Source organism: Micromonospora sp. NPDC048063, assembly GCF_043202855.1.
Lineage (GTDB): Bacteria > Actinomycetota > Actinomycetes > Mycobacteriales > Micromonosporaceae > Micromonospora.
On the sequence record NZ_JBIDBG010000012.1, the window covers coordinates 19,919 to 41,868 of the forward strand.

The window sequence follows — 21,950 nt, forward strand, 5'->3', positions numbered from 1 at the left end:
GACCTGGCCGGCAAACGCCCGGCCTACGGATCCCGGCGGGGCGTCGCCCGCCGGAGGTCACTGCTCGGAGAGCCGGGCCGGTGGGGTGGTCGGGAACAGCGGGAAGCCGCCGCCACCGCCGGAGGGTGTGCCGCTGGGCGTGGGGCTCGGCGTGTCGGACGGCGTCGGCTCGGCCTGCGGCACGCTGACCACGATCGTCACCGTCTTGCCCTTCGCGAGGTTGCGCCCGGGTTGTGGGTCCTGCGAGAGGACGCGCCCGGCCTCGGCCGCCGGCACCTCCCGGCCCTGCTCGACGTCGACGTCGTAGCCGGCGGCCTTCAGCTCGTCCTTGGCATCCTTCTCGGTGGAGCCGACCACGTTCGGCACTCGGCCGACGTTGCCCTTGGAGACGGTGACGGTGACCGTGGTTCCCTCCGCCACCCGCGTGCCCGAGGTCGGCGACACCTCCAGGACGATGCCCTCCGGCTGCGCGCTGTCCTTCTCTTCCTTCTTGACCTTGAAGCCCTCGTTCTTCAGCCGCTCCTCCACGTTCTCGAAGGTGGAGCCGACGAGGGCGGGCGGGATGGCCTTCGTGGCGGGGCCGCCGCAGACCTGTACGACGACTTCCTGGTTGGGTTCCAGGGCCGAGTTGGCGGCCGGCGTCTGGTTGACCACCTGGCCCTTCTTGCAGTTGGCGTCGAAGTGCTGCTCGCCCTCCCTGGGCACCAGGTTGGCCTGCTGGATCCGGGTGAACGCCTCCTGCTGCGTCAGGCCGGTCACGGTGGGAACGGTGACCTTGTCGTCGCCCTGGTTCAGCAGGGCGGCGACGAGGGCGATCACCGCGAGCACGCCGACCGCGGCGAAGGTCGCGATGAGCCAGGACGACGCCCTACGCCGGCGGGGGTCGCCGACCCGGGCCGGGATCTGCCGGGTCTGCGGTGCGCCGGGCGCGGCCGGGTAGCCGGCACCGGCCGGGACGACCCGCGTCGTCTCGTCCTGCGGCAGCACGGGGGTGGCCAGCACCGGGCGGCCGGCGGCGGCGCGGAGCAGGTCGGCCCGCATCTCGCCGGCGCTCTGGTAGCGGTTGAGCGGGTTCTTCGACAGCGCCTTGAGCACGATCGCGTCGACGGCCGGGTTGACGTCCGGGTTGATGTCGCTCGGCGTCGGCGGGGCCTCCCGCACGTGCTGGTAGGCCACGCTGACCGGGCTGTCGCCGACGAACGGCGGGTGCCCGCAGACCAGTTCGAAGAGCACGCAGCCGGCGGCGTAGACGTCGGACCGGGCGTCGACCGCCTCGCCCCGCGCCTGCTCGGGCGACAGGTACTGTGCGGTGCCGATCACCGCGCTGGTCTGGGTCATCGTGGTGGCGCCGCTGGCCAGCGCCCGCGCGATGCCAAAGTCCATCACCTTGACCTGGCCGGTCTGGGTGAGCATCACGTTGCCGGGCTTGATGTCCCGGTGGATGATGCCGTGCCGGTGGCTGAACTCCAGCGCCGCGCACATGTCGGCGCAGATCTCCAGCGCCCGGCGCGGCTGGAGCCGCCCCTCGACGCCGAGGACCTCCTTGAGGGTCCGCCCGTTGACGAACTCCATCACGATGAACGGCAGCGTCTCGCCGGTCGGCGCGGTCTCCTCGCCGGTGTCGTAGACGGCCACGATCGCCGGGTGGTTGAGGGACGCCGCGTTCTGCGCCTCGCGGCGGAACCGCATCTGGAAGGTGGCGTCCCGGGCGAGGTCGGTCCGGAGCATCTTGATCGCGACGTCCCGACCGAGCCGGAGATCGCGACCGCGGTGCACCTCGGCCATGCCGCCGTAGCCGAGCAGCTCGCCGACCTGGTACCTGCCACCGAGCAGGCGGGCCTGCGCTGTCATCGCGTCTGTCGTCCTTCGCTCGTCGTCTCGTCGCCGCCCGGCCGGGGCAGTTCCTGTCGACGGTACGACGTCCGGGCCGGATCGTCGCGTCCGTCGGGCCGCAGCACGCCGAACGTCACCGTCTGCGGGGTGACCGCGCCGGACTGCTGCGACTTCTCCCGCAACGTGTAGGAAATCACGCCGGAGCAGACGAGGACCAGTACGGCCAGGAGGATGGCGAGTAACACCATCCCGGGCCGGGACCGTCGCCCGCCGGGCTGGGGTGCCAGCGGGGCGGCCTGCCCCGCGTACGCCATCGGGCGGGCCGGCGGCACGGTCGCCGCGCCGCGCGGGTAGCCGGGCGGGGCCACGGGTGGGCGGGGCACCGACGCGGCGGGCGCGACGGTCGTGGGGCGGTGCGGCACGACGGCCGGGCGGGGTGCCGCCACGGGCGGGCGCTGCGGCTGCGGGGCGGCGGTCGGCGGCCGGTGCGGGGCGACCCGCGGGTGCGCCGCCGGTGCCGGCACCTGGGCGCGGCCGGGCGGGGCGGCGGGCGACGCCGGGGCCGCGGAGATCGGCCGGCCACCGGCGCGGGCCTGCTGGGAGAGCTGGGCCTTCAACTGCCGGGCCACCCCGGCCAGCGCGGCGGCGCTGGGCCAGCGGGCCGCCGGGTCCTTCGCCAGGGCCCGCTCCACCACGGCCCGGACCTGCGGCGGGATGTCGGCGGGCAGCGGGCGGGGGGCCTCCCGGACGTGCCGCATGGCGATCTCGAGGGGATTGTCGCCCTCGAACGGCCGCCGGCCGGCCAGGCACTGGTACGCGACCACGCCGAGCGCGTAGACGTCGGACGCGGACGTGGCGACGCCGCCGGTGGCCTGCTCGGGGGAGATGTACGAGGCGGTGCCGAGCACCGAGCCGGCCGCGGTGAGCTGGGCGACCAGGTCCGACCGGGCGATGCCGAAGTCGGTGAGCACCAGGGTGCCGTTGGGCCGGACCAGCAGATTGCCCGGCTTCACGTCCCGGTGCACGATGCCCTTCACGTGCGCCGCGTGCAGTGCGTCGGCCGCCTGGGCGACCAGCGCCATCGTGCGGGCCGGGGTGAGCCGGCCCACCCGGGCCAGGGTGGCCGACAGCGCGTCGCCCTCGACGTACTCCATGACCAGGAAGGCGATCTGCTGGTCGTTGCCGAAGTCGTAGACGTCGACCACGCCGGGGTGGTTGATCGTCGCCATGGTGCGGGCCTCGCCGCGGAACCGCTCGGCGAAGTCGGGGTCGTCGAGCAGCGCGGGGAGCAGGCTCTTGACCGCGACCGTCCGGCCGAGCACCTGGTCGGTGCCGCGCCAGACGTCGCCCATGCCACCGCTGGCGATCCGCTCGTCGAGGCGGTAGCGGTTGCCGAGCTGCACCCCGGGGCTGAGCATGTCAGCGGCCTCCGGGATCGGCGATGGCGGCGCGCATGATCTGCCCGGCGATCCGGGCCGCCTCGGCGCTGCCGCCCGGGCCGGCCTGCTCCAGCATGACGCAGACCGCCGAGACCGGGTTCCCGTTCTTGTCGAGCGCGAAGCCGATGAACCAGCCGTGGTCCGGCCGGTCGGGCGCGGACTGCGCGGTGCCGGTCTTGCCGCCGACGGTGTAGCCGCTGATCCGCGCGCTCTCGCCGGTGCCGTTCTCGACGACGCTGACCATCATCTCCCGCAGGTCGCCAGCGACCTGGCCGCTGACCGGCTGGCGCAGCTCCCGGGGATTGGCGGTGTAGTAGCTGGTGGTGCGGTCCGGGCCGAGGAGCTGGCGGACAAGGTACGGGCGCATCTGGCTGCCGCCGTTCGCGACCGAGGCGGCGATCAGGGCGCCCTGCAGCGGGGTCATCCGGACGTCGCGCTGGCCGATGGAGGACTGGGCGAGCGCGGCGGGGTCGTCGCCGCCGTCGGCGTTCTCCATGCTGCCGGTGCGGCTGGCCGCCACCGGTTGGCCGCCCTCCCCGAGCTGGCCGACGGTGAGGTCCTCCTGCTCGAAGCCGAACTGCCGGGCCTTCTCTTTGATCTTGTCCGCGCCGAGCCGGACGCCGAGCTGCGCGAAGCCCGTGTTGCACGACTCGGTGACCGCGTTCATCAGGGTGACCTCGTCCTCCGGGCAGATCGACGCCGCCGCGTTGCGGATCGGCGTGCCCGAGGTCGGCGGGGTGTAGCTGGACCCGGCCGGGATCCTGGTGTCCTGCCCGATGCCGTTCTCCAGCGCCGCGGCGGCCACCACGATCTTGAAGGTGGAGCCCGGTGGCAGCACCTCGCCGATGGCCCGGTTCTTCAACGGGCCGTTCGGGTTCTGCTCCAGCGCGTTGTACGCGGCCGTCGCCTCGTTGGTGTTGTGACCGGTCAGCGGGTTCGGGTCGAAGCTGGGCATGGAGACCAGCGCCTGCACCGCCCCGGTACGCGGGTCGATGGCGATCGCCGCGCCCCTCGGGACGTCGTTGCGGTTGTTGCGCAACTGCTCGTACGCGACGTCCTGGGCGCGCTTGGAGAGGGTGAGCAGCACGTTGCCGCCGCCGGTCTTGTCGCCGGTGAACATGTCCTTGAACCGGTCGATGAAGAGCTGGTCGCTGGTGCCGGCCAGGAAGTCGTTCTCGAACTTCTCGATGCCGGTGTCGGCGAGGTTGACCGGCTTGTAGCCGAGCACGTGCGCGTACTTGGCGCCGCCCGGGTAGGTGCGCTGGTACTTCAGCTCGCCGCTGGTCTCCTTGCTGGTGGCGAGGGCCGTGCCGCCCGCCTCGATGTTGCCGCGCTTGCGCTCGTACTCGGCGACCTGGACCCGGCCGTTGTAGTCGCTGGTGCGGTATTCGTCGGCCTTGTAGGCCTGGATCCAGTTCAGGTTGGCGAAGAGCAACCCGAAGAGGACCATCACGACGACGCCCACGCGGCGCAGGGGTGCGTTCACGGCCTGATCACCTCCGTGGGGGCACCGTGCAGCTGCTCCGGCGGGCCGCCGGACGGTCGGGCCGCCTTGCCGCCCCCGCCGCCGACCGGCCGGCGGGCCCCGTCGGAGATCCGGAGCAACACCGCGATGAGCAGCCAGTTGGCCATCAGCGACGAGCCGCCGGCGGAGAGGAACGGGGTGGTCTGGCCGGTCAGCGGGATGAGCTTGCTGATCCCGCCGACGATCACGAAGACCTGGAGCCCGAGGGTGAACGCCAGGCCGCCGGCCAGCAGCTTGCCGAACGAGTCGCGGACCGCCAGCGCCGCCCGCAGCCCCCGCTCGACGATCAGCAGATAGACGACGAGCAGCGCGGAGAGGCCGAACAGCCCGATCTCCTCGCCGATGCCGGCGAAGATGAAGTCGTTCTGCACCTCGGGCAGTTTGCCCGGCTGACCGCCGCCCGGCCCGGCGCCGAACATGCCGCCGGTGCCGAGCGCGAGCAGGCCCTGCACCAGTTGGTAGCCGTCCTCGTAGGGATCGGCGAACGGGTCCAGCCAGATCTGCGCCCGCAGGTAGAAGTTCGCGAACGGCCCGCCGACGAGGTCGCCGAGGACGTACGCCAGATAGGCGCCGCCGAAGAAGAGCACCAGGCCGATGAGCAGCCAGCTGACCCGCTCGGTGGCGATGTAGAGCGTCACCACGAACATGCCGAAGTAGAGCAGCGAGGTGCCCAGGTCCTTCTCGAAGACGAGGACCAGGACGCTGACCAGCCAGACCGCGACCACCGGGCCGAGGTCGCGCCCGCGCGGGAAGTCGATGCCGAGGAAGCGGCGGCTCGCCAGCGACAGCACCTCGCGCTTGCGCACGAGGTAGTAGGCGAAGAAGACCAGCAGCGCCAGCTTGGCGAACTCACCGGGCTGGATCGAGAAGCTGTCGCCGAACTTGATCCACAGCTTCGCGCCGTTGATCTCGGAGAACCGGCTCGGCAGCACCGCCGGGATCATCACCAGCACGATGCCGGCCAGCCCCAGGGTGTACGCGTAGCGGGAGATCGAGCGGTGGTCGCGCATCACGACGAGCAGCCCCGCCGCGAGGATCACCGAGAGGAGCGTCCAGGCCAGTTGCCGGCCACCGTTGCCAGCGAAGACGGCCAGGTCCGCCCGCTCGGCGGGGGCGGCGCTGCCCAGGTCGAGCCGGCGCAGGAAGCCCACCCCGATGCCGTTGAGCAGGGCGACGGCCGGCAGCAGGGCCGGGTCGGCGAAGGGCGCCAGGAACCGGATCACCAGGTGCAGGCCGAGGAAGACCGCGGTGAGCGCGGCGGCCGGCAGCCAGAAGTCGGCGGTGACCGTGTCGAGCACGTTCGCCTCGACCATCGCCCCGTACGCGGCCACCAGCACCATGGCCAGCAGCAGGAGCGAGAGCTCCGCGTTACGCCGGGACCGGGCCAGGCGCACGCCGGGCTGCTCGCCCGTGGTGGCGGGCGAGGGTGCCGGGATGGCCGCTGCGGTCACGGATCGTCCTCCGATTCGAGCCGACGCTCACTCCGGCGACCGGCAGGCGGCCGGGTCGAGCGTCGGCGAGACGGCGTCGGAGGGCGTGGCTTCGGGCGTGGTGGTCGGCGCGGCCGGCGTCGCCGAACGGCTGCCGGCCGCCGGGCTCGTGCTGGCCGTCGGCGTCGGCGTCGCCGCACCGGCGGTCGGCGTCGGAGTGGTGATGGCCACCGCGCTCGGGCTGGGCGGGCAGATCGGCTTCAGGTTCGGGTTGGTCGGGCTGTCGCTGGTCAGCTCGGCCAGCCGACGCTCGGCGTCCGGCTCGCTCTTGGCCGGAATGCCCTGCTTCACCTGCTCCTGGGCGGCCAGGGTCAGGTCGTCCAGGTCGGCGGGGCTGGTGGAGTGCACGGTGGAGAGGTCCATCCCGGCGATCTCGCCCTGGATGCCCCGGAACACCGCGACCTGGCCCTCCTCCGTCGCCCCGACGTAGTACTGCCGCTGGGTGTAGCTCCAGCCGCCGAAGACGGCCCCGCCGAGGAGCACCAGCAGCGCCAGCGTCGCCGCGGCGGCGCGCACCGGGCGGCGCTTCGGGCGGTCCGGCTCGTCGTCGTCGCCGGCGGGCTCCTCGGGAGCGGGGGGCCGCGGGGCGTTGAGCGCCGACGCGCGGGCGGCGGGGGTGGAGACGTCGGCGGAGGTCGCCATGCCCCGGTCGCGGGCGGCGGCGCCGCCGACGATCGGGCTCGCCTCGACGATGTCCTGGTCGGTGGCGTCCGCGATGATCACCGTGATGTTGTCCGGCCCGCCGCCGCGCAGGGCGAGCTGCACCAACCGCTCCACACACTGCTGGGGGTCGGCGTACTCGCGCATCGTGTCGGCGATCGTGTCGGCGCTGACCACGCCCGAGAGGCCGTCGCTGCAGATCAGGTAGCGGTCACCCGGCAGCACCTGGCGGACGCTGTATTCCGGGTCGATGTCGCGGCCGTCCAGCGCCCTGGTGAGCAGCGACCGCTGCGGGTGGCTGCTCGCCTCCTCGGCGCTGATCCGGCCCTCGTCGACGAGCATCTGGACGTACGTGTCGTCCTTGGTGATCTGCGCGAACTCGCCGTTGCGCAGGAGGTAGGCCCGCGAGTCGCCGATGTGGACCATGCCCAGCTTGCTGCCGGAGAAGAGGGTGGCGGTGAGCGTGGTGCCCATCCCCTCCAGCTGGGGGTTGGCGTCCACGGTGTCGCGGAGCTGCTGGTTGGCGGTGCCCACGGCCGAACGCAGCGCGTCGACGAGGGCGTCACCCGGGACGTCCTCGTCGAGCGGCGCCATGGCACCGATGACGATGTTGCTGGCGACGTCACCGGCGGCCATGCCGCCCATGCCGTCGGCGACGGCGAGTAGCCGCGGTCCGGCGTAGACGGAATCCTGGTTACCGTCTCGGATCAGACCGCGGTCGCTGTGGGCCGCATAGCGCAGGGTCAGAGTCATGGCCGTAATTCGAGAGAAGTGCGGCCGATCCGGATCGGCACGCCGAGGGGGACGGGGGTTGGTCCGGTGACCTTAGCGCGATCCAGGTAGGTGCCGTTAGTCGAGCCGAGGTCCTCGACGAACCACTGCCCGTCGCGCGGCACCAGCCGGGCGTGCCGTGCCGAGGCGTAGTCGTCGGTGATGACGAGGGTGGAGTCCTCGGCCCGACCGATGGTGATCTGCGCTTCGCCGAGGGTGATCCGCGTCCCCGCCAGTTGACCGGCGGTGACCACGAGCTGGTGCGCCGCCCTGCCCCGCTTCGCCTTCGCCGGTTTCGCCGCCTGCCCGAGCGAGGCCCCGACCGCCCGCGGGGCGGCCACCAGCCGGCCCGACCGGGCCCCCGCGAACAGGTCCCGGCGGATCACGCCGACCACGGTGAACACGAAGATCCACAGCAGGATGAGGAACCCGAACCGGGCGACGGTGATGACGAGTTCCGGCAAGGCGGATCAGCCGTCCACGCGGAAGGTCAGCGTCGTGGTGCCGAGCTGGATCATGTCGCCGGGGTTGAGCGCGACGGCGGAGACCCGCTGGCCGTTGACCATCGTGCCGTTGGTCGACCCCAGGTCGGTCAGCACGACCTGGCCGCCGTCGAAGTCCAGCCGGGCGTGTCGCCGCGAGATGCCGACGTCGGGCAGGCGCAGGTTGGCCTGGTCGCCGCGGCCGATCACGGTCGAGCCCATCTGGAGGGGATAGGTGCGCCCGTCGCCGGAGACCAGCCGCACGTTGCGGCTGCCGCCGTGGCCGGGCGGGGGGCCGTAGCCGCCGCCCTGGTCGTACGCCGGGTAGGCGGGCGGGCCGGCGTCGTAGCCGGGCGCGGAGACCGGGGCGACCTCACCGCCGGTGTAGACCTCGGCGGTGACCCGGAACATGCCCGTGTCCAGCCCCTCGCCGCGTTCGATCTCGACGATCACGTCGCCGTAGACCGTCCAGGCCTGCTCGCCGATGAACTCCGCCTGCGACTGGGCCAGCTCCTGGGCCAGCGCGGCAGCGTACGGCGCCAGCCGACTGTGGTCGTAGGGCGAGAGATCGATCACGTAGCGGTTGGGCACCAACGTGCGCCCACCGGCCAGGATCGCCTTGTGCGCCTCGGCCTCCCGCTGCATGGCGTTGAGGATCTCCACGGGGTGGACCACCCCTTTGAAGACCTTGGCGAAGGCTCCCTCGACCAGGCCTTCCAGACGCTTCTCGAAGCGTTGCAGCACGCTCACCGGCTCCTCCTCGGGTCCCGAGGACATGATGGTATCCGGCCGGAGCGCCCGCAGCTCACACGCCGCTCGGCCGGCTGGCGGCGGCCCGTTCGATGGGGCCGTTGTCGTCGTGCTAGTCTTTCGTCCGCCGAGAACGGTACCGCCTCGACGGACGGTAACCGATCGACGCAATGATCACGGACAACGCAGGATGTCCGGGGCCCGCTGGAGACAGCAGGACCGGCACAGACTACAGTGTTCGAGGTCAGGCCACGGGGAAGTGGCGGAATGGCAGACGCGCACGGTTCAGGTCCGTGTGCCCGAAAGGGCGTGGGGGTTCAACTCCCCCCTTCCCCACCGATACGCGAGGGCTCCGCAGCGATGCGGGGCCCTCGCGGCGTATCGGGGCGTGCCGTACGTCACGCTATGCTCCGATGGATTCTGCCTCCGAGGACCAGGAGTGGCGTGTGAGTGTCGCATTCGTGACCGGGTCGGGCGGGCTGATCGGCTCCGAGGCGGTCCGGCACTTCGCCGGCCTCGGTCTCGACGTCGTCGGCATCGACAACGACATGCGGCAGGAGTTCTTCGGCGAGGAGGCTTCGACCGCCTGGAACGTGCGGCGCCTGACCGACGAGCTGGGGAGCGCGTACTCGCACCACAGCATCGACATCCGGGACCGGGCCGCGCTGGGCAAGCTCTTCAAGCGGTACGCGGGCGCCGTCGCCGTGGTGATCCACACCGCCGCCCAGCCGTCGCACGACTGGGCCGTGCGCGACCCGTTCACCGACTTCGACGTCAACGCCGCCGGCACGCTCAACGTCCTGCAGAACGTGCGCGAGCACTGCATCGGGGCGCCGGTGATCCACTGCTCCACCAACAAGGTCTACGGCGACCGGCCGAACAGCCTGCCCCTGGTCGAGCTGGAGACCCGGTGGGAGATCGAGCCGGGCCACCCGTACGAGCAGGGCATCCGCGAGGACATGTCCATCGACGGCTGCCTGCACTCGATCTTCGGCGCCTCGAAGGTCGCGGCCGACGTCATGGTGCAGGAGTACGGCCGCTACTTCGACATGCGGACGGCCTGCTTCCGGGGCGGGACGCTGACCGGGCCGGCGCACTCGGCCACCGAGCTGCACGGCTTCCTCGGGTACGTGATGCGCGCCAACATGGAGCGCCGGACGTACAAGATCTTCGGCTACCAGGGCAAGCAGGTGCGGGACGCGATCCACAGCTCGGACGTGGTCTCCGCGTTCGAGGCGTTCTTCCGCAACCCGCGTTCCGCGGCGGTCTACAACCTCGGCGGCGGCCGGCACTCCAACACCTCCAACCGTGAGGCGTTCGCGCTGGCCGAGCAGATCACCGGCCGGGAGATGGTCACCGAGTACGTCGAGGCCAACCGGATCGGCGACCACAAGTGGTGGATCGGCTCGAACGAGGCATTCCAGGCCGACTACCCGGAATGGAAGCAGGTCTACGACGTTCCCATGATCATGCGCGAGATCTACGAGGCCAACGTGGACAAGTGGGTGCCGGCAGCATGACCGCCAGGGGCAAGCGGAACGTCCTCGGCGTCCTGGTCGACGCCACCGACTACGCCGCGGCGACCGAGCAGGTGGTGGCGGCCGCGCAGGAGCGCCGCCCGCTGGCACTGACGGCGCTGGCCGTGCACGGGGTGATGACCGGGGTGCTGGATCCGGCGCACAACGCCCGGCTGAACTCCTTCGACGTGGTCACCCCCGACGGCCAGCCGGTGCGCTGGGCGCTCAACCTCCTGCACGGCGCCGGGCTCACCGACCGGGTCTACGGGCCCACGCTGACCCTGCACGTGCTGTCCCGGTTCGCCGACGAAGGCCTGCCGGTCTACCTCTACGGCTCGACGGAGGAGACCCTGGCGAAGCTGATCCCGGCGCTCGAGCGGATGTTCCCGGCACTCAAGATCGCCGGTGTGGAGCCGTCCAAGTTCCGGGCGGTGCAGCCGGGTGAGGACGTCGAGATCGCCGACCGGATCAAGGCCAGCGGGGCCCGGCTCGTCCTGGTCGGGCTGGGCTGCCCGCGCCAGGAGGTCTTCGCGTACGCCATGCGGCCGCTGCTGGACATGCCGCTGATGGCGGTCGGGGCGGCCTTCGACTACCACGCCGGGCTGCTGCGCCAGCCACCGCCGTGGATGCAGCGGGCCGGCCTGGAGTGGTTCTGGCGCCTCGGCCTGGAGCCGAAGCGGCTGTGGCGCCGGTACGTGATCCTCAACCCGGCCTACCTGGCCCGGCTCGCCGGGCAGAAGACCGGCCTGTGGAAGGCGGTCCCGCCGCCCCCGGCCGCCGACCGGCCGTCCACCTTCGCCGTCTGACCAGAGAACCGGCAGACGTTAGGAAGGGCCCCTTCCTATGCACCAGGCGATAGGAAGGGGCCCTTCCTTGCACTGCGCCTAGAGGGTCAGGGTCCAGGTGTTGAGGTAGCCGCTGTCGCCGGCGTAGACGTCCCGCACCCGCAGCTGCCAGGTGCCGTTCGCCGCCTCGCTCGACAGGTTCGCCGTGTAGGTGGTGTTGATGTTGGCCGCGCCGTCCCAGATGTTGCTGTTCTTCAGCCGGTAGGACGAGCCGTCCGGAGCGACCAGGTCGACGACGAGGTCACCGCGGTAGGTGTGCACGATGTTCACCGCGACGGTCGAGGCCGACGAGGCGTTGCGGGCGCACCCGGAGATCGGGATCGAGCTGCTCACCGTGACACCGGTGTCCGGGATCGCGACGTCGGTGCCGTTGGTGCCGGAGCAGCCGCCGCCGGTGCCGGTCACGGTCAGCGAGTAGGTGGCGCTCCTGCTGCCGGAGGCCGCCGTGCCCGTCACCGTCACGGTGTAGGTGCCGGGCGCCGTGCTCGCCGAGGTGCTGATGGTGAGCGTCGAGGAACCGCCCGAGGTGACGGTGGCCGGGCTGAACGAGGCGGTCGCCCCGGACGGCAGCCCGCTCGCGGAGAGGCTCACCGACTGGGCCGAGCCGTTGGTGGTGGCGGTGGCCACCGTGGCGGTCACCGAGCCGCCCGGCGCGGTCGAGCCGGAGGTCGGCGAGACCGAGACGGAGAAGTCGTTGGTCGGCGGGGTGTCGTCGTTGACGACGTAGAGCAGCTTGTTCGGCGAGCCGGTGCCCGGGTTGCCCACCACGTTGTTGGTGGCGTTGTTCACCAGGAAGTCGCGGACCTGCTGCGGCGTCCAGGACGGGTTGGCGCTGGCCACCAGGGCCGCCGCGCCGACCACGTGCGGCGTCGCCATCGAGGTGCCGCTGATCGTGTTGGTGGCGGAGTCGCCGGTGTGCCACGCCGAGGTGATCGACGAGCCGGGCGCGAAGATGTCCAGGCAGGTGCCGATGTTGGAGAACGAGGACCGGGCGTCCGTGTTGGTCGTCGAGCCGACGGTGATGCCCTCGGCGGTCCGGGCGGGCGAGGTGTTACAGGCGTTCCCACCCGAGTCGTTGCCGGCCGCCAGGCCGTAGCTCACGCCCGAGTTGATGGAGTTCCGCACGGCGGTGTCGAGCGTGCTGTTCGCGCCGCCGCCGAGGCTCATGTTGGCCACGGCCGGCTTGACCGCGTTCTGGGTCACCCAGTCGACACCGGCGATGACACCGGCGTTCGTGCCGCTGCCCTGGCAGTTGAGCACCCGGACGCCGACCAGCTGGACGCCCTTCGCCACACCGTACGCCGAGCCGCCGACGGTGCCGGCGACGTGCGTGCCGTGGCCGTTGCAGTCGTCGGCCGAGCCCCCGTCGACGGCGTCGTAGCCGGAGGTGGCCCGGCCGCCGAAGTCGCTGTGGCTGAACCGGATGCCGGTGTCGATGATGTAGGCGTGCACGTTGCTCGCCGTGTTCGGGTACGTGTAGGAACTGTCCAGCGGCAGTGCCCGCTGGTCGATCCGGTCCAGGCCCCAGGACGGCGGGTTGGTCTGGGTGCCGGCGATCGACACGGTGTGGTTCTGCTCGACGTACGCCACGGCGGGGTCCGCGGCGATCCGGGCGGCAGCCCCGGCGCCGACCCGGACCTCGAAGCCGCGCAGCGCGGCGCCGTAGGTGCGGGCCACCGTGCCGCCGTGCCGGCCGACCAGCCGTTGCGCGGTGTCACCGACGGTGGCGCGGGCGACCGCGGTGTCCTTGAAGACGACGATGTAGCTGTCGGCCACGGCGGTGGCACCGCCCGCGGCCCGGATCGTGCCGACGGGCTCGGCGGCCATGGCGGGCGTGGCGGTGGCCACCATGGCCATGGTGGCCACCCCGACGAGTAGGGACCTGCGTGGAAGACCCATCTTCTACCTCCCTCCGACCGGCACCCGATCATCGACGTCCGTGGCGATAATCGATGAGTGCCGATCGAGCTGAGGGTAGAGCGGTGTCATCGGGATACAAACATGTCGACTTCCCTATAACACCGGGAGGATGCCCCCTACGGGACGCCGTTACGGGAGGAACGGGGGCCGGCCCCGGATTCGCGCGCGTCGGGAACGGGCAATGCTCTCCGTCATGGAGAGTCACCTCACCGTACTGGCGCCGCTGGCCGCCGTCTGGCTCGCCGCCGGCTGGCTGGCGGACGGGATGCCCCGGCTGGACAGCGCCCGCGCCCTGCGCCGGCGTACCGGATGGGTGCTCGCCCTGACCCTGGCCGGCCTGGGCCTGACGGCCGCCGTGCTGGTTGCCGGGCTCTCCGGCGCCGGCGCGACCCCGGCGGACCGGGCCGCCGCCGGCCTCACCCTCGCCGCCGCGCCCGCGCTCGTCGTCGCGGCCTGCACCGTGCGCCGGGTGCGCCGGCTGCGGGCGGGCGCGGGGGCGTTCGCCGCGGCACCCGGGACCCCGGCCCCGCACGGCCTCCGGGCCGCTGCGGCGCACCCGCTGGTCGGGCTTCCGTTGCAGGTCACGGGCCTGGCGATCCTGCCCGCGGTGGCGGCGGCGAGCGCCCCGGAACCGCTGTTCGGGCCCGGGGCGACCGGGCCGGCGATCACCGTCGGGGTGCTGGCGGTCACCGCCATCGGCGTACGCCACGCGCTGCGGCACAGCCGCCTCGCCGAGCGGGCCGCGCCGCCCCGGCCGGCGTCACCGCGAGCGGCCGGGGCCCTGCACGTATAGCAGCTCCAGGATCGCCCGGGTCGCCTCGAACCAGCGGTCGAGCCACCCGGGCGGCGGGACGCTGCCCTTCGGCGGCAACTCCATCAGCAACCCGCGGAGCAGCGGGTGGTCGGCCAGCGACTCGGCCGGCTCCATCGACCAGCCGCCCGGCGGGAACGACGGCTCGGTCAACGGGTTCGGATCCAGCGACGGCAGGGAGAGCGGCCCCGCCTGCTCCGATGCGGCCGTCGTGGCCTCCCGGCCACCGACCTCCGTGTCGGTCGACACCACCTCGGTCAGGACGGTGTCCCGGCGCGCCCCGCGGTACTTGCCCCCGAAGCGCTCCGGCTTGCCCGGCCCGTTGGTGAGGTTGTCTGACCCGATCGTCGTCATCCGTCTCGCCTGCCTCGTTCGGTTGCGATTCGTGCGGCGGGTTGTCGACCAGCGCCGTATCGAGGGGTACAACGACACGGGCCCGATGTGGCGACGGGACGGCCGGGCTTCTTCGCGACCGGACCGGACGCGGGCACGGCGATGCCCCCGCCCGGCTGCCCGCCGGACGGGGACACCGCCTCACCTCCCGGTCGCGTCAGTCCCGGCCGAAGCCGCCGCCCCTGGCGCCGGCGACGAAGGCGTGCCAGTCGCCCGGGGCGAAGACCAGGGCCGGACCCGTCTTGTCCTTCGAGTCCCGCACGCCGACCGCCCCCGTCACGTAAGCCACCTCCACGCAGTTGTCACAGTTCGGCCCGCTCTTCGAGCTCTTGAACCACGCTGCCTGCGTCAGGTCCACGGGGAACCCCTTGGTCGCCATTTCCACAACGGCTCCTCTGCCAGTTTCGCGATGTGTGCGATGGACTCCTCCGGACGAATGGCCGCCGCTCGGACGTGATCGAAGATGAAGCTGTACTTCTGCAGTTCGTCGCTCTTCTCCAGGAAGAGCCCACCCGTGGCGTTCTCCGCGTACACGACATCCGGATCACCGGGCTCGGGGAAGCTGAGGATCGTGAAGGTCCCGTCCATGCCGGCGTGCGCCCCCACCTCGAACGGCAGGATCTGCAGCGTCACGTTCGGCAGTTCCGCCACCTCGACCAGCCGGTTGAGCTGGTCACGCATGACCGCGTCCCCACCCACCGGACGGCTCACCACCGCCTCATCGAGCACCACCCACAGATCGACCGGATCATCCTGTGTCAGCAACGACTGACGGCCGAGCCGGACACGGACACGTTGTGCGACCTGGTCAGGGGTGAAGTCCGGCCGCGCGGCGCGGATCATCGCGCTCGCGTACGCCTCGGTCTCCAGCAGGCCGGGCACCACCTGCTGCTCGTACGCGCGGATCGAGCTGGCCGCGGCCTCAAGGCCGACGTACGCGCCGACCAGCACCGTGCTGTACGGGTGCCACCAGCCCTTCTGCCGCGCCTCCCGGGCGATCTGCACCAACTCGTCGCTCTCGGCGCCCACCACCCCGTAGATCCGGAGCATGTCCCGCACGTCGCGCGGCGTCGCCGTGGTGTGACCGGTCTCGATCCGCGAGATCTTCGACGCCGAGCACTCCAGCTGCTCGGCGACGACCTCGATGGTGATCCCGGCCGCCTCCCGCTGCCGCCGCAGTTCCGCGCCGAGGCGGCGGCGCCGGATGGTCGGGCTGCGCCGCTCGCTCACGCCCTCACCACCCCGTCCGCTGGTCGGGACCACCGGCTGTCGGCCCTCACCGGCCCACCTCCGCGTCGCGCGCGCCGCTGCCGTCGCCCGCCGGGGGCGCGACCGTCGAACGGCGGGCGTCGTTCGCGGCAAGGGGGTGGTGCCGGTCATCGGCCGGCCGCGACGGGCGAAACCGGACCCCAGTGTGCCGCCGATACGTGAACGGCTACAAGCGCCGCTTGCGCGCGCCGCTCGCGTATCGGCAAAAGTCGACGTGCAACTTGCATGAAGCACGTCGCTGATGCACTCTGTGCGTATGGCACGGGTTACTCACCGTCTCCGTCCGCTCCCCCGCCGTGGTGAACCCACGGGCTCCGGGACGCGCGCCGGTGGGGCCGCCCGGCCTTCGACAACCAGACCTGCCCCGGGTTGATGACCCCGCCGCTGCACGCCAGTTGGCTGTGGCGGCGGGAGCGGTACCCGGTGCAGCCGGGTGATGGTCGGGTGGCGGTTCGCCACCAGCGGGTACGGCCCGACCACCACCGCCCGCACCACCGGTCCACGAAGGCACGACCCCCGTGGCCGGCCACCGAGACGTCCCCCGACCCGCTCCCGCCGGCCCGTCCGCCGGCCGACCCTTCCCAGGAGCCCATGTGCTTCCCCGCTCCGGTGACGTACTGCACGTGACTCGCGCGGCGAGTGTCCAGTTCCTCAGGCCCATCACGTTCCGGGTCATCCGGGTGCTCGACTGGCCGACCTACGACGGCTGGATCTGGCTCGACGGCTACGAGTTGAACGCCTCGGGGGACGCGGTCAACCGGCGGTCGATCTTCGTCCAGCGGGAGGGTCTGCGCCAACTGCAGGCGGCTCCTGAGCCCCGTACGCACGCCGTGCGGGCACCGCGCCAGCCCGTCGCCCGCACCCCGCTCCGGGTGGGCTGACCTCCGCGATCGGCAGCCGGGGGGCGTGCCCCGCCATAGAATGAGGTACGCCCACCCCGGCAGGTTCCACCCCGCGCGTCCAGGACCCCGAACCTGGGATGGCCATGGTCAATCAGTCCGCCGCGCGGCGGCACCACCGCTCCCGCATCGCCTACGCCTTCGGAATCCTGGCGCTGATCGGCGCCGCCACGACACTCGTGGTCGTGGTCCGCGACCCCGCCCTGTCGTCCACCACCCGGCTGACCGCCCCGGTCCCCGCACCGGAGATCACCGTGGCCGACGACGACCCGCCGGCCGGCGACGACGGGCAGGACGCCTTCGACGCCCCGTACTCCCCGGACGGAGCGGGCGCACTCGGCGCCGCCGACGAGCCCGGGACCGACGTGCCGGCCGGATCGTCGGACGGCACCGCCGAGGCCGCCCGGCATTCGCCGGACGACGTCCGCCGTTCCCTCTTCTGGTCCGGGGTCTTCGGTCTGGCCATCTCGCTGGCCGGGCTCGGCCTGGTCGGAACCAGACGCCGGATGTGGTAACCCGGCCGGCCGCCGCTCGTTCGTGCACCACCCGGAGCGGTGACGGTCCCGGGACGCCCGGTCAGCGGCGGCTCACCTGGTGGCGGTCGGCCCGGCCGTCGTCGGCGTGGGTTCGCCGCCGGTCGGCGACGCCGCGCCACGGGACACCACCAGGGTGACCTCCTCCCCGTCGGGGACGAGTTCCCCGGCCTCCGGTTCGGTGCGGATCACGGTGCCCTCGGGGCGGTCGGACTCCTGGTACTCCACCCGGTGACCCAGCCCGAGGTCGTCCAGGATCGCCTGCGCCGTCGCCAGCGGCAGGTTCACCACGGGCGGCATCGGCACCTGCGCCGGCGCCGAGGTGGTCGGCGGCGCGGAGGGCGAGGGGGTGGTCGGGACAGCCGAGGTCGGCGCGGGGGTCGTCGGCGACGCGCGGGTGACCGACGGGGAGGGCGACAGGCCCGGAACGGCCGGATCGTCGTCGTCCGCGGACTGGAGGGCCAGCCACAGCCCGACCCCGAGCAGGCCGAGCAGCAGCAGCACGACCACCCCCCACAGGATCGGCAGCCACCAGCGCCGCCCGCCGGGCTCCTCGGCGTACCACTCGGCGGCCTCCCGGGGATCCGCCGGCCGGGGCGGCGGCACCTCCGCGCGCCCGGACCAGGCCGCCGGGCCGGACCGCTCGGGCGGCATGGCGGCCGTACGGTCCAGCGGGGCGGCGCGGTCGACGGGCATCGACCGGGTGGCGTCGCCCCCGGCGGGCGGAGGGCCCTTCGGGCCGGGCAGCCGCTGGGTGCGGTCGGCCGGCTCCGTCCCGGCGGACGGGTCGCCGGACGGGGGCAGCGGGCGGGTTTGGTCGTCGTGTTCCCCGGCGGGCGGTTCCTGGCGTTCGTCGCTCATGCCGGCACTCCGCTTCGCTCCGTGCCGACACGAGGCACCACCGCACCGCGCCGATGACTCGCTCGCTGACGCTCGCTCATCGCACGTCCCTCTCCCGACCCGGGCGGGCTTCGTGGCCCCTGACCGCCAACCTAGCGGTCCAGACGGCCATCGGCCGGGATCAGCGTGCCGGACGCTCCGTCACGGCGTCGGGGTGGCGGAGCCCGAGCCCGCCGGTGCCGCACCGCACCAGACCGACACCTGGTCGTTCCACCTGCCCGTGCTGTCGCCGGGCGGGTCCTGACGGGTGACGGTACCGGTCCGACCCGAACCGTACTGCGGGTAGAAGCCCTCGTCGACGAGGTCGTCCCCCGCCTCGTCGCAGTCGTCGCCCACCACGTCCGGCACCGTCGCGGCCGGGGCCGGACCGCTCACGTAGAGCGTCACGGTGCGCCCCGGCCGCACCTGCGTCCCGACCGCCGGGGAGGCGCGCTCCACCGTCCGCCCCGCGCCGCCCAGGAAGACCAGTCGCCAGCCCAACCGCCGCTCACGCAACTCGTCGCGGGCCTCGGCGAAGTCCTCCCCGACCACCTCGGGGACCGTCAGGCCGGCGGGGCGGGCCGGCGCGCTCGTCCGCGCCGGCGACGACGTCGACCGCCCCGGCGTCGGGTGGGCGGCGCTCCGGGTGCCGGTGGGCGGAGCCGTCGCCGCCGCGTCCGGCAGGGTGGGTCGGTCGTTCTCGCCGGCTAGGAGCCAGCCACCCGTCGCGCCGACGGCGGCGAGCAGCACGACGGCCAGCCCGCCGCCGAGCAGCGTGGTCGTCCGGCCCGCCCCGGCGTCGTCCCGCGCGCCGGCGCCCCCGCCCGTGTACCCGTCCGTCATGCCGTCCACCGCCTCGATCACCGGCGACCGTACCCGCCCCCGCCAAGCCCGACGCGGTCGCGGTCACCCCGGCGGAACCGTGACGACTCGCCGCGCCGAGCACGGGACGTTACGCTCCCCGGCATGGCCAGACGGGGCTGGGGAGGATCGATCGCGATCGCGGTCGGCGTCGCTGCCGGCGCGAGCGCGGCCCAACTGGGCTTCGGCTACGGGCTGGGCATCATCAACTGGGCACCGGCGGACGCCAACGCCGGCGCGACCGCCTGGGTGGCCGGCCTGGTCTGGGCCACCTGGATCGCGGCCACCTCGGCGGTCTTCGGCGCGGTGTGCGCCCAGCGGCTGCGCGACCGCGCCCCGGTGCCCGGCGGCGCCCCCGACGACGCGACGGCGGTCGAGCCCGAAGCCGGGCCGGGCGACGGCCTTCTCCGGCACGTCGCGCTCGCCGTGGCCGGCGGGGTGGGGGCGCTGGTCACCGTGCTGCTGGTGGCCGTGCCGGCGCGGGCGGCCGTGGCGGCGGACACCGGCTCCCCCCGGAACGTCGCCGCCGCGTACGCGGCGGTCGGCGTCCTGGTCGGGGTGTCGACGGCCGTCTGGGCGCTGCGCTCGCGGGCCACCGCCAACAACGTGATCGCCACCGTGGGTTGGCTCTGGCTGCTCGCCGTGGTCGCCGTGGTCGACGGGGTGCTGGCCGGGCGCGGGCTGACCAGCGCCCAACTCGGCATCTGGCAGCTCAGCTCCGACGACGGACGGTTCTGGATCCGGGACTACTTCTACTGGCCCGGGGCGCTGCTGTCGCTCGGCTCAGCGCTGGTGATCGGGGCCCTGGCCGCTCGGGGCAGCGCCCGGCACCCCGACCGGCGGGTCGGGGCGGCCGCCTCGGGCGCGGCCGGTCCCCTGTTGGTCGCGATCGCGTACTTCCTGGCGGTGCCGAGGGTGACCGCGATCAGCCCGGAGCAGGTGTCGGCACACCTGACCGCCCCGTACGCGGTGATCGTCGGGGTCGGCGGTTCCGTCCTGGTCGCCGCCCTCGCCCAGCGGGCCGCCCGGCGGGCCGCTGGGCGCGACCCGGTGACGGTGCCCCGGCAGCGCACCGGCGAGCCGTCCGTCGTGCCCGGTCACCCGGTGTCGGAGGAGCACGGCACCCCGGCCCGTGCCGACACCGGCGCCCTTCGCCCGATGTCCGACGTCCCGGAGCGGGCCGGGGAACCGGCCACGCCGACCGGGGAAGCAGCCGCGCCGACCGGGGAAGCAGCCGCGCCGGCTTCCGGGGCGGACCCGGCGGCGCCGACGTCCGACGGGCAGCCCGCCGCGTCCCTGGACCCCGACCCGGAGGATCGCGGGCCCGACGGCCGCCGTCCCCGGTCCGGCCGCCGCACCCGCTGAGGGGACGCAGGCGGACCTCACGGGTGTCGGGCAGCGGCGCCACCACCGGGCCCCGCCCCGGCGGGTCGGTCAGTCGACCGGCCAGGTGTGCACGGGCTCGTTGCCGCGTTGCAGCTCGGCGTAGCGCTGCACCATGTGGTGCAGGGCGGCGTCCCGGTCCATGCCCCGGTGCCGCTCGGCCGCCCAGACCGCCTCGGTCTGCCAGACGGCGCCGTTGCGGCCCGTCCGGCAGCGCTGCTCGATGATGCCGAGCAGCCGGTCGCGTTCGGCCGACGCCACCCCGAACCGGTCCAGCCCGGCGGCGGCCTTGGGCAGCAGGACGTCCAGGACCAGCTTGGTCACCGGCACCTCGCCGAGGCGGGGCCAGTGCAGGACGGCGTCCATGCCGCGCCGGGCGGCGGCGTGGAAGTTCTCCTCCGCCGAGCTGAAGGTGAGCTGGCTCCAGATCGGCCGGTCCGCCTCGGCCAGCCCCCGGGCCAGGCCGAAGTAGAAGGCGGCGTTGGCCAGCATGTCGACCACGGTCGGGCCGGCCGGCAGCACCCGGTTCTCCACCCGCAGGTGCGGGCGGCCGTTCATGATGTCGTAGACCGGCCGGTTCCACCGGTAGACGGTGCCGTTGTGCAGGCGCAGCTCGCCCAGCTCCGGTACGCCGCCGCCGTGCAGCACCTCGACCGGGTCCTCGTCCTCGCAGATCGGCAGCAGCGGCGGGAAGTAGCGGACGTTCTCCTCGAACAGGTCGAAGATCGAGGTGATCCAGCGTTCCCCGAACCAGACCCGAGGGCGTACGCCCTGGGCCTTCAGCTCGTCCGGCCGGGTGTCGGTGGCCTGCTGGAACAGGGCGATCCGGGTCTCCGCCCAGAGCTGCCGGCCGTAGAGGAACGGCGAGTTCGCCCCGACGGCCACCTGCACCCCGGCGATGGCCTGCGAGGCGTTCCAGTAGTCGGCGAAGCTGTCCGGAGCGACCTGGAGGTGGAACTGGAGGCTGGTGCAGGCGGCCTCGGGGGCGATCGAGTCGGTGTGGGTCTGCAACCGCTCGACACCCCGGATGTCGAGTTCGATGTCCTCGCCGCGCGCGCCGACGATCTGGTCGTTGAGCACCCGGTAGCGCTCGTTGGTGGAGAGGTTGTCCACCACCAGGTGCCGCTCGGTGAGGGTGGGCAGGATGCCGACCAGGACGATCTTCGCGTCCGACCGGGTCGCCCGCTCGTCGGCCCGGGTGAGGCTGCCGCGCAGGTCCCGCTCGTAGTCGGCGAAGCCCGACCCCTCGATCAGCCGGGGTGGCGCGTTCAGCTCCAGGTTGAACTGCCCCAGCTCGGTCTGGAAGAGCGGGTCGGCGATGTCGGCGAGGATCTGGTCGTTGCGCATCGCCGGCTCGGCGGACGAGTCGACCAGGTTCAGCTCGATCTCCAGCCCGGTCATGGGGCGGTCGGCGTCGAAGCCGAAGTCGTCCAGCATCAGGGCGAAGACGTCCAGGCACCGCCGGACCTTCTGCCGGTAACGGACCCGGTCCTCCCGGGAGAAGGCGCCCTGCTCGACGTCCCTGCCCATGTTTCCTCCCGGCGCGAGGCGCAGTCGGGACCGCGCCCGGCCCGGAATGCGCGTGGTGAACCATCCACGGTAAGAGCGCCGACCTCGCCGGGACCAGAGGCGGAACCCGGCTGTCCAGCGGCCGGGACGGCCGCAGCCGGCCGGCCAGCACGCTCCCGGC

Annotated in this window: 20 protein-coding genes and 1 tRNA gene; 7 read left to right on the forward strand and 14 right to left on the reverse strand. The window is 73.1% G+C overall.

Going from position 1 to position 21,950, the window contains the following annotated elements; translation table 11 throughout:
- Window positions 1-57: 57 nt before the first annotated feature.
- The 7 genes from pknB to ACGFZ2_RS25270 form a co-directional block, all read right to left on the reverse strand.
- Window positions 58-1,851: a Stk1 family PASTA domain-containing Ser/Thr kinase gene (gene pknB, locus ACGFZ2_RS25240; RefSeq protein WP_393457507.1), complete on the reverse strand. Its 1,794-nt coding sequence runs from the start codon at window positions 1,849-1,851 to the stop codon at window positions 58-60.
- The gene (locus tag ACGFZ2_RS25245; RefSeq protein WP_393457510.1) at window positions 1,848-3,251 is read right to left on the reverse strand and encodes a protein kinase; all 1,404 of its coding nucleotides are present in this window, start codon (window positions 3,249-3,251) and stop codon (window positions 1,848-1,850) included. Before ACGFZ2_RS25245 ends, pknB begins: the two co-directional genes overlap by 4 nt.
- 1 nt (window position 3,252) lies before the next feature.
- The gene (locus ACGFZ2_RS25250; RefSeq protein WP_393457513.1) at window positions 3,253-4,758 is read right to left on the reverse strand and encodes a peptidoglycan D,D-transpeptidase FtsI family protein; all 1,506 of its coding nucleotides are present in this window, start codon (window positions 4,756-4,758) and stop codon (window positions 3,253-3,255) included.
- Complete coding sequence (locus ACGFZ2_RS25255) at window positions 4,755-6,191, reverse strand: FtsW/RodA/SpoVE family cell cycle protein (RefSeq protein ID WP_393260650.1); 1,437 nt, start codon at window positions 6,189-6,191, stop codon at window positions 4,755-4,757. Before ACGFZ2_RS25255 ends, ACGFZ2_RS25250 begins: the two co-directional genes overlap by 4 nt.
- A gap of 84 nt (window positions 6,192-6,275) precedes the next feature.
- Window positions 6,276-7,700, reverse strand: a complete 1,425-nt coding sequence (locus ACGFZ2_RS25260) for a PP2C family protein-serine/threonine phosphatase (RefSeq protein ID WP_393259642.1) — start codon at window positions 7,698-7,700, stop codon at window positions 6,276-6,278.
- Window positions 7,697-8,182, reverse strand: coding sequence for an FHA domain-containing protein (locus ACGFZ2_RS25265; protein WP_111134465.1), 486 nt, complete (start codon window positions 8,180-8,182; stop codon window positions 7,697-7,699). The genes ACGFZ2_RS25260 and ACGFZ2_RS25265 overlap by 4 nt, the downstream gene beginning before the upstream one ends.
- Before the next feature lie 6 nt (window positions 8,183-8,188).
- Window positions 8,189-8,977: a DUF3662 and FHA domain-containing protein gene (locus tag ACGFZ2_RS25270; RefSeq protein ID WP_091100240.1), complete on the reverse strand. Its 789-nt coding sequence runs from the start codon at window positions 8,975-8,977 to the stop codon at window positions 8,189-8,191.
- A gap of 226 nt (window positions 8,978-9,203) precedes the next feature.
- Between ACGFZ2_RS25270 and ACGFZ2_RS25275 the strand changes: the two genes are divergently transcribed.
- The 3 genes from ACGFZ2_RS25275 (at window position 9,204) to ACGFZ2_RS25285 (ending at window position 11,273) form a co-directional block, all read left to right on the forward strand.
- Window positions 9,204-9,286 (forward strand) — tRNA-Leu (locus ACGFZ2_RS25275).
- A 110-nt stretch (window positions 9,287-9,396) separates the two neighbouring features.
- Window positions 9,397-10,470, forward strand: coding sequence for an NAD-dependent epimerase/dehydratase family protein (locus ACGFZ2_RS25280; protein WP_393457516.1), 1,074 nt, complete (start codon window positions 9,397-9,399; stop codon window positions 10,468-10,470).
- Window positions 10,467-11,273 carry a WecB/TagA/CpsF family glycosyltransferase gene (locus ACGFZ2_RS25285; RefSeq protein ID WP_393259638.1) on the forward strand — a complete coding sequence of 269 codons (807 nt, stop codon included), beginning with the start codon at window positions 10,467-10,469 and terminating at the stop codon, window positions 11,271-11,273. The genes ACGFZ2_RS25280 and ACGFZ2_RS25285 overlap by 4 nt, the downstream gene beginning before the upstream one ends.
- Before the next feature lie 78 nt (window positions 11,274-11,351).
- Here the strand turns inward: ACGFZ2_RS25285 and ACGFZ2_RS25290 are convergent, their stop codons facing one another.
- Window positions 11,352-13,211 (reverse strand): S8 family serine peptidase, encoded by a 1,860-nt coding sequence (locus ACGFZ2_RS25290; RefSeq protein ID WP_393457519.1) that lies wholly within the window; start codon window positions 13,209-13,211, stop codon window positions 11,352-11,354.
- A 214-nt stretch (window positions 13,212-13,425) separates the two neighbouring features.
- Here ACGFZ2_RS25290 and ACGFZ2_RS25295 point away from each other — a divergent pair, with 214 nt between their 5' ends.
- On the forward strand, window positions 13,426-14,025 hold the full coding sequence (locus tag ACGFZ2_RS25295) for a hypothetical protein (protein WP_393457522.1): 600 nt from the start codon (window positions 13,426-13,428) through the stop codon (window positions 14,023-14,025).
- On the opposite strand, the gene ACGFZ2_RS25300 is transcribed toward ACGFZ2_RS25295, so the two are convergent.
- The 3 genes from ACGFZ2_RS25300 to ACGFZ2_RS25310 form a co-directional block, all read right to left on the reverse strand.
- Entirely contained in the window at window positions 13,993-14,397 is a 405-nt protein-coding gene (locus ACGFZ2_RS25300; protein WP_393259633.1) for a hypothetical protein, read from the reverse strand. The genes ACGFZ2_RS25295 and ACGFZ2_RS25300 overlap by 33 nt on opposite strands.
- A gap of 196 nt (window positions 14,398-14,593) precedes the next feature.
- Window positions 14,594-14,815: a DUF397 domain-containing protein gene (locus ACGFZ2_RS25305; protein WP_357700003.1), complete on the reverse strand. Its 222-nt coding sequence runs from the start codon at window positions 14,813-14,815 to the stop codon at window positions 14,594-14,596.
- On the reverse strand, window positions 14,785-15,666 hold the full coding sequence (locus tag ACGFZ2_RS25310) for a helix-turn-helix transcriptional regulator (RefSeq protein ID WP_350702337.1): 882 nt from the start codon (window positions 15,664-15,666) through the stop codon (window positions 14,785-14,787). The genes ACGFZ2_RS25305 and ACGFZ2_RS25310 overlap by 31 nt, the downstream gene beginning before the upstream one ends.
- A gap of 632 nt (window positions 15,667-16,298) precedes the next feature.
- Between ACGFZ2_RS25310 and ACGFZ2_RS25315 the strand changes: the two genes are divergently transcribed.
- Both ACGFZ2_RS25315 and ACGFZ2_RS25320 read left to right on the forward strand, forming a co-directional pair.
- Window positions 16,299-16,586: a hypothetical protein gene (locus ACGFZ2_RS25315; RefSeq protein ID WP_393457525.1), complete on the forward strand. Its 288-nt coding sequence runs from the start codon at window positions 16,299-16,301 to the stop codon at window positions 16,584-16,586.
- A gap of 98 nt (window positions 16,587-16,684) precedes the next feature.
- Window positions 16,685-17,119 carry a hypothetical protein gene (locus tag ACGFZ2_RS25320; protein ID WP_393457528.1) on the forward strand — a complete coding sequence of 145 codons (435 nt, stop codon included), beginning with the start codon at window positions 16,685-16,687 and terminating at the stop codon, window positions 17,117-17,119.
- A 72-nt stretch (window positions 17,120-17,191) separates the two neighbouring features.
- Here ACGFZ2_RS25320 and ACGFZ2_RS25325 read toward each other — a convergent pair whose 3' ends face one another.
- Complete coding sequence (locus ACGFZ2_RS25325; protein WP_393457531.1) at window positions 17,192-17,998, reverse strand: PASTA domain-containing protein; 807 nt, start codon at window positions 17,996-17,998, stop codon at window positions 17,192-17,194.
- Between the two features lie 180 nt (window positions 17,999-18,178).
- The gene (locus ACGFZ2_RS25330) at window positions 18,179-18,859 is read right to left on the reverse strand and encodes a PASTA domain-containing protein (protein WP_393457534.1); all 681 of its coding nucleotides are present in this window, start codon (window positions 18,857-18,859) and stop codon (window positions 18,179-18,181) included.
- A gap of 123 nt (window positions 18,860-18,982) precedes the next feature.
- Here ACGFZ2_RS25330 and ACGFZ2_RS25335 point away from each other — a divergent pair, with 123 nt between their 5' ends.
- Window positions 18,983-20,242 (forward strand): hypothetical protein, encoded by a 1,260-nt coding sequence (locus ACGFZ2_RS25335; RefSeq protein ID WP_393457537.1) that lies wholly within the window; start codon window positions 18,983-18,985, stop codon window positions 20,240-20,242.
- A gap of 69 nt (window positions 20,243-20,311) precedes the next feature.
- Here the strand turns inward: ACGFZ2_RS25335 and ACGFZ2_RS25340 are convergent, their stop codons facing one another.
- Complete coding sequence (locus ACGFZ2_RS25340; RefSeq protein ID WP_393259623.1) at window positions 20,312-21,790, reverse strand: glutamate--cysteine ligase; 1,479 nt, start codon at window positions 21,788-21,790, stop codon at window positions 20,312-20,314.
- Between the last annotated feature and the right edge of the window lie 160 nt (window positions 21,791-21,950).

Bases quoted from the DNA above. Each gene is read 5' to 3' on its own strand.
- ACGFZ2_RS25300 (WP_393259633.1), bottom strand. From the start codon at position 14,397: ATGACGACGATCGGGTCAGACAACCTCACCAACGGGCCGGGCAAGCCG.
- ACGFZ2_RS25285 (WP_393259638.1), top strand. From the start codon at position 10,467: ATGACCGCCAGGGGCAAGCGGAACGTCCTCGGCGTCCTGGTCGACGCC.
- ACGFZ2_RS25270 (WP_091100240.1), bottom strand. From the start codon at position 8,977: ATGTCCTCGGGACCCGAGGAGGAGCCGGTGAGCGTGCTGCAACGCTTC.
- ACGFZ2_RS25330 (WP_393457534.1), bottom strand. From the start codon at position 18,859: ATGACGGACGGGTACACGGGCGGGGGCGCCGGCGCGCGGGACGACGCC.
- ACGFZ2_RS25260 (WP_393259642.1), bottom strand. From the start codon at position 7,700: ATGACTCTGACCCTGCGCTATGCGGCCCACAGCGACCGCGGTCTGATC.
- ACGFZ2_RS25305 (WP_357700003.1), bottom strand. From the start codon at position 14,815: ATGGCGACCAAGGGGTTCCCCGTGGACCTGACGCAGGCAGCGTGGTTC.
- ACGFZ2_RS25245 (WP_393457510.1), bottom strand. From the start codon at position 3,251: ATGCTCAGCCCCGGGGTGCAGCTCGGCAACCGCTACCGCCTCGACGAG.
- ACGFZ2_RS25320 (WP_393457528.1), top strand. From the start codon at position 16,685: ATGGCCATGGTCAATCAGTCCGCCGCGCGGCGGCACCACCGCTCCCGC.
- ACGFZ2_RS25290 (WP_393457519.1), bottom strand. From the start codon at position 13,211: ATGGGTCTTCCACGCAGGTCCCTACTCGTCGGGGTGGCCACCATGGCC.
- ACGFZ2_RS25325 (WP_393457531.1), bottom strand. From the start codon at position 17,998: ATGAGCGACGAACGCCAGGAACCGCCCGCCGGGGAACACGACGACCAA.
- ACGFZ2_RS25295 (WP_393457522.1), top strand. From the start codon at position 13,426: ATGGAGAGTCACCTCACCGTACTGGCGCCGCTGGCCGCCGTCTGGCTC.
- ACGFZ2_RS25340 (WP_393259623.1), bottom strand. From the start codon at position 21,790: ATGGGCAGGGACGTCGAGCAGGGCGCCTTCTCCCGGGAGGACCGGGTC.
- pknB (WP_393457507.1), bottom strand. From the start codon at position 1,851: ATGACAGCGCAGGCCCGCCTGCTCGGTGGCAGGTACCAGGTCGGCGAG.
- ACGFZ2_RS25335 (WP_393457537.1), top strand. From the start codon at position 18,983: ATGGCCAGACGGGGCTGGGGAGGATCGATCGCGATCGCGGTCGGCGTC.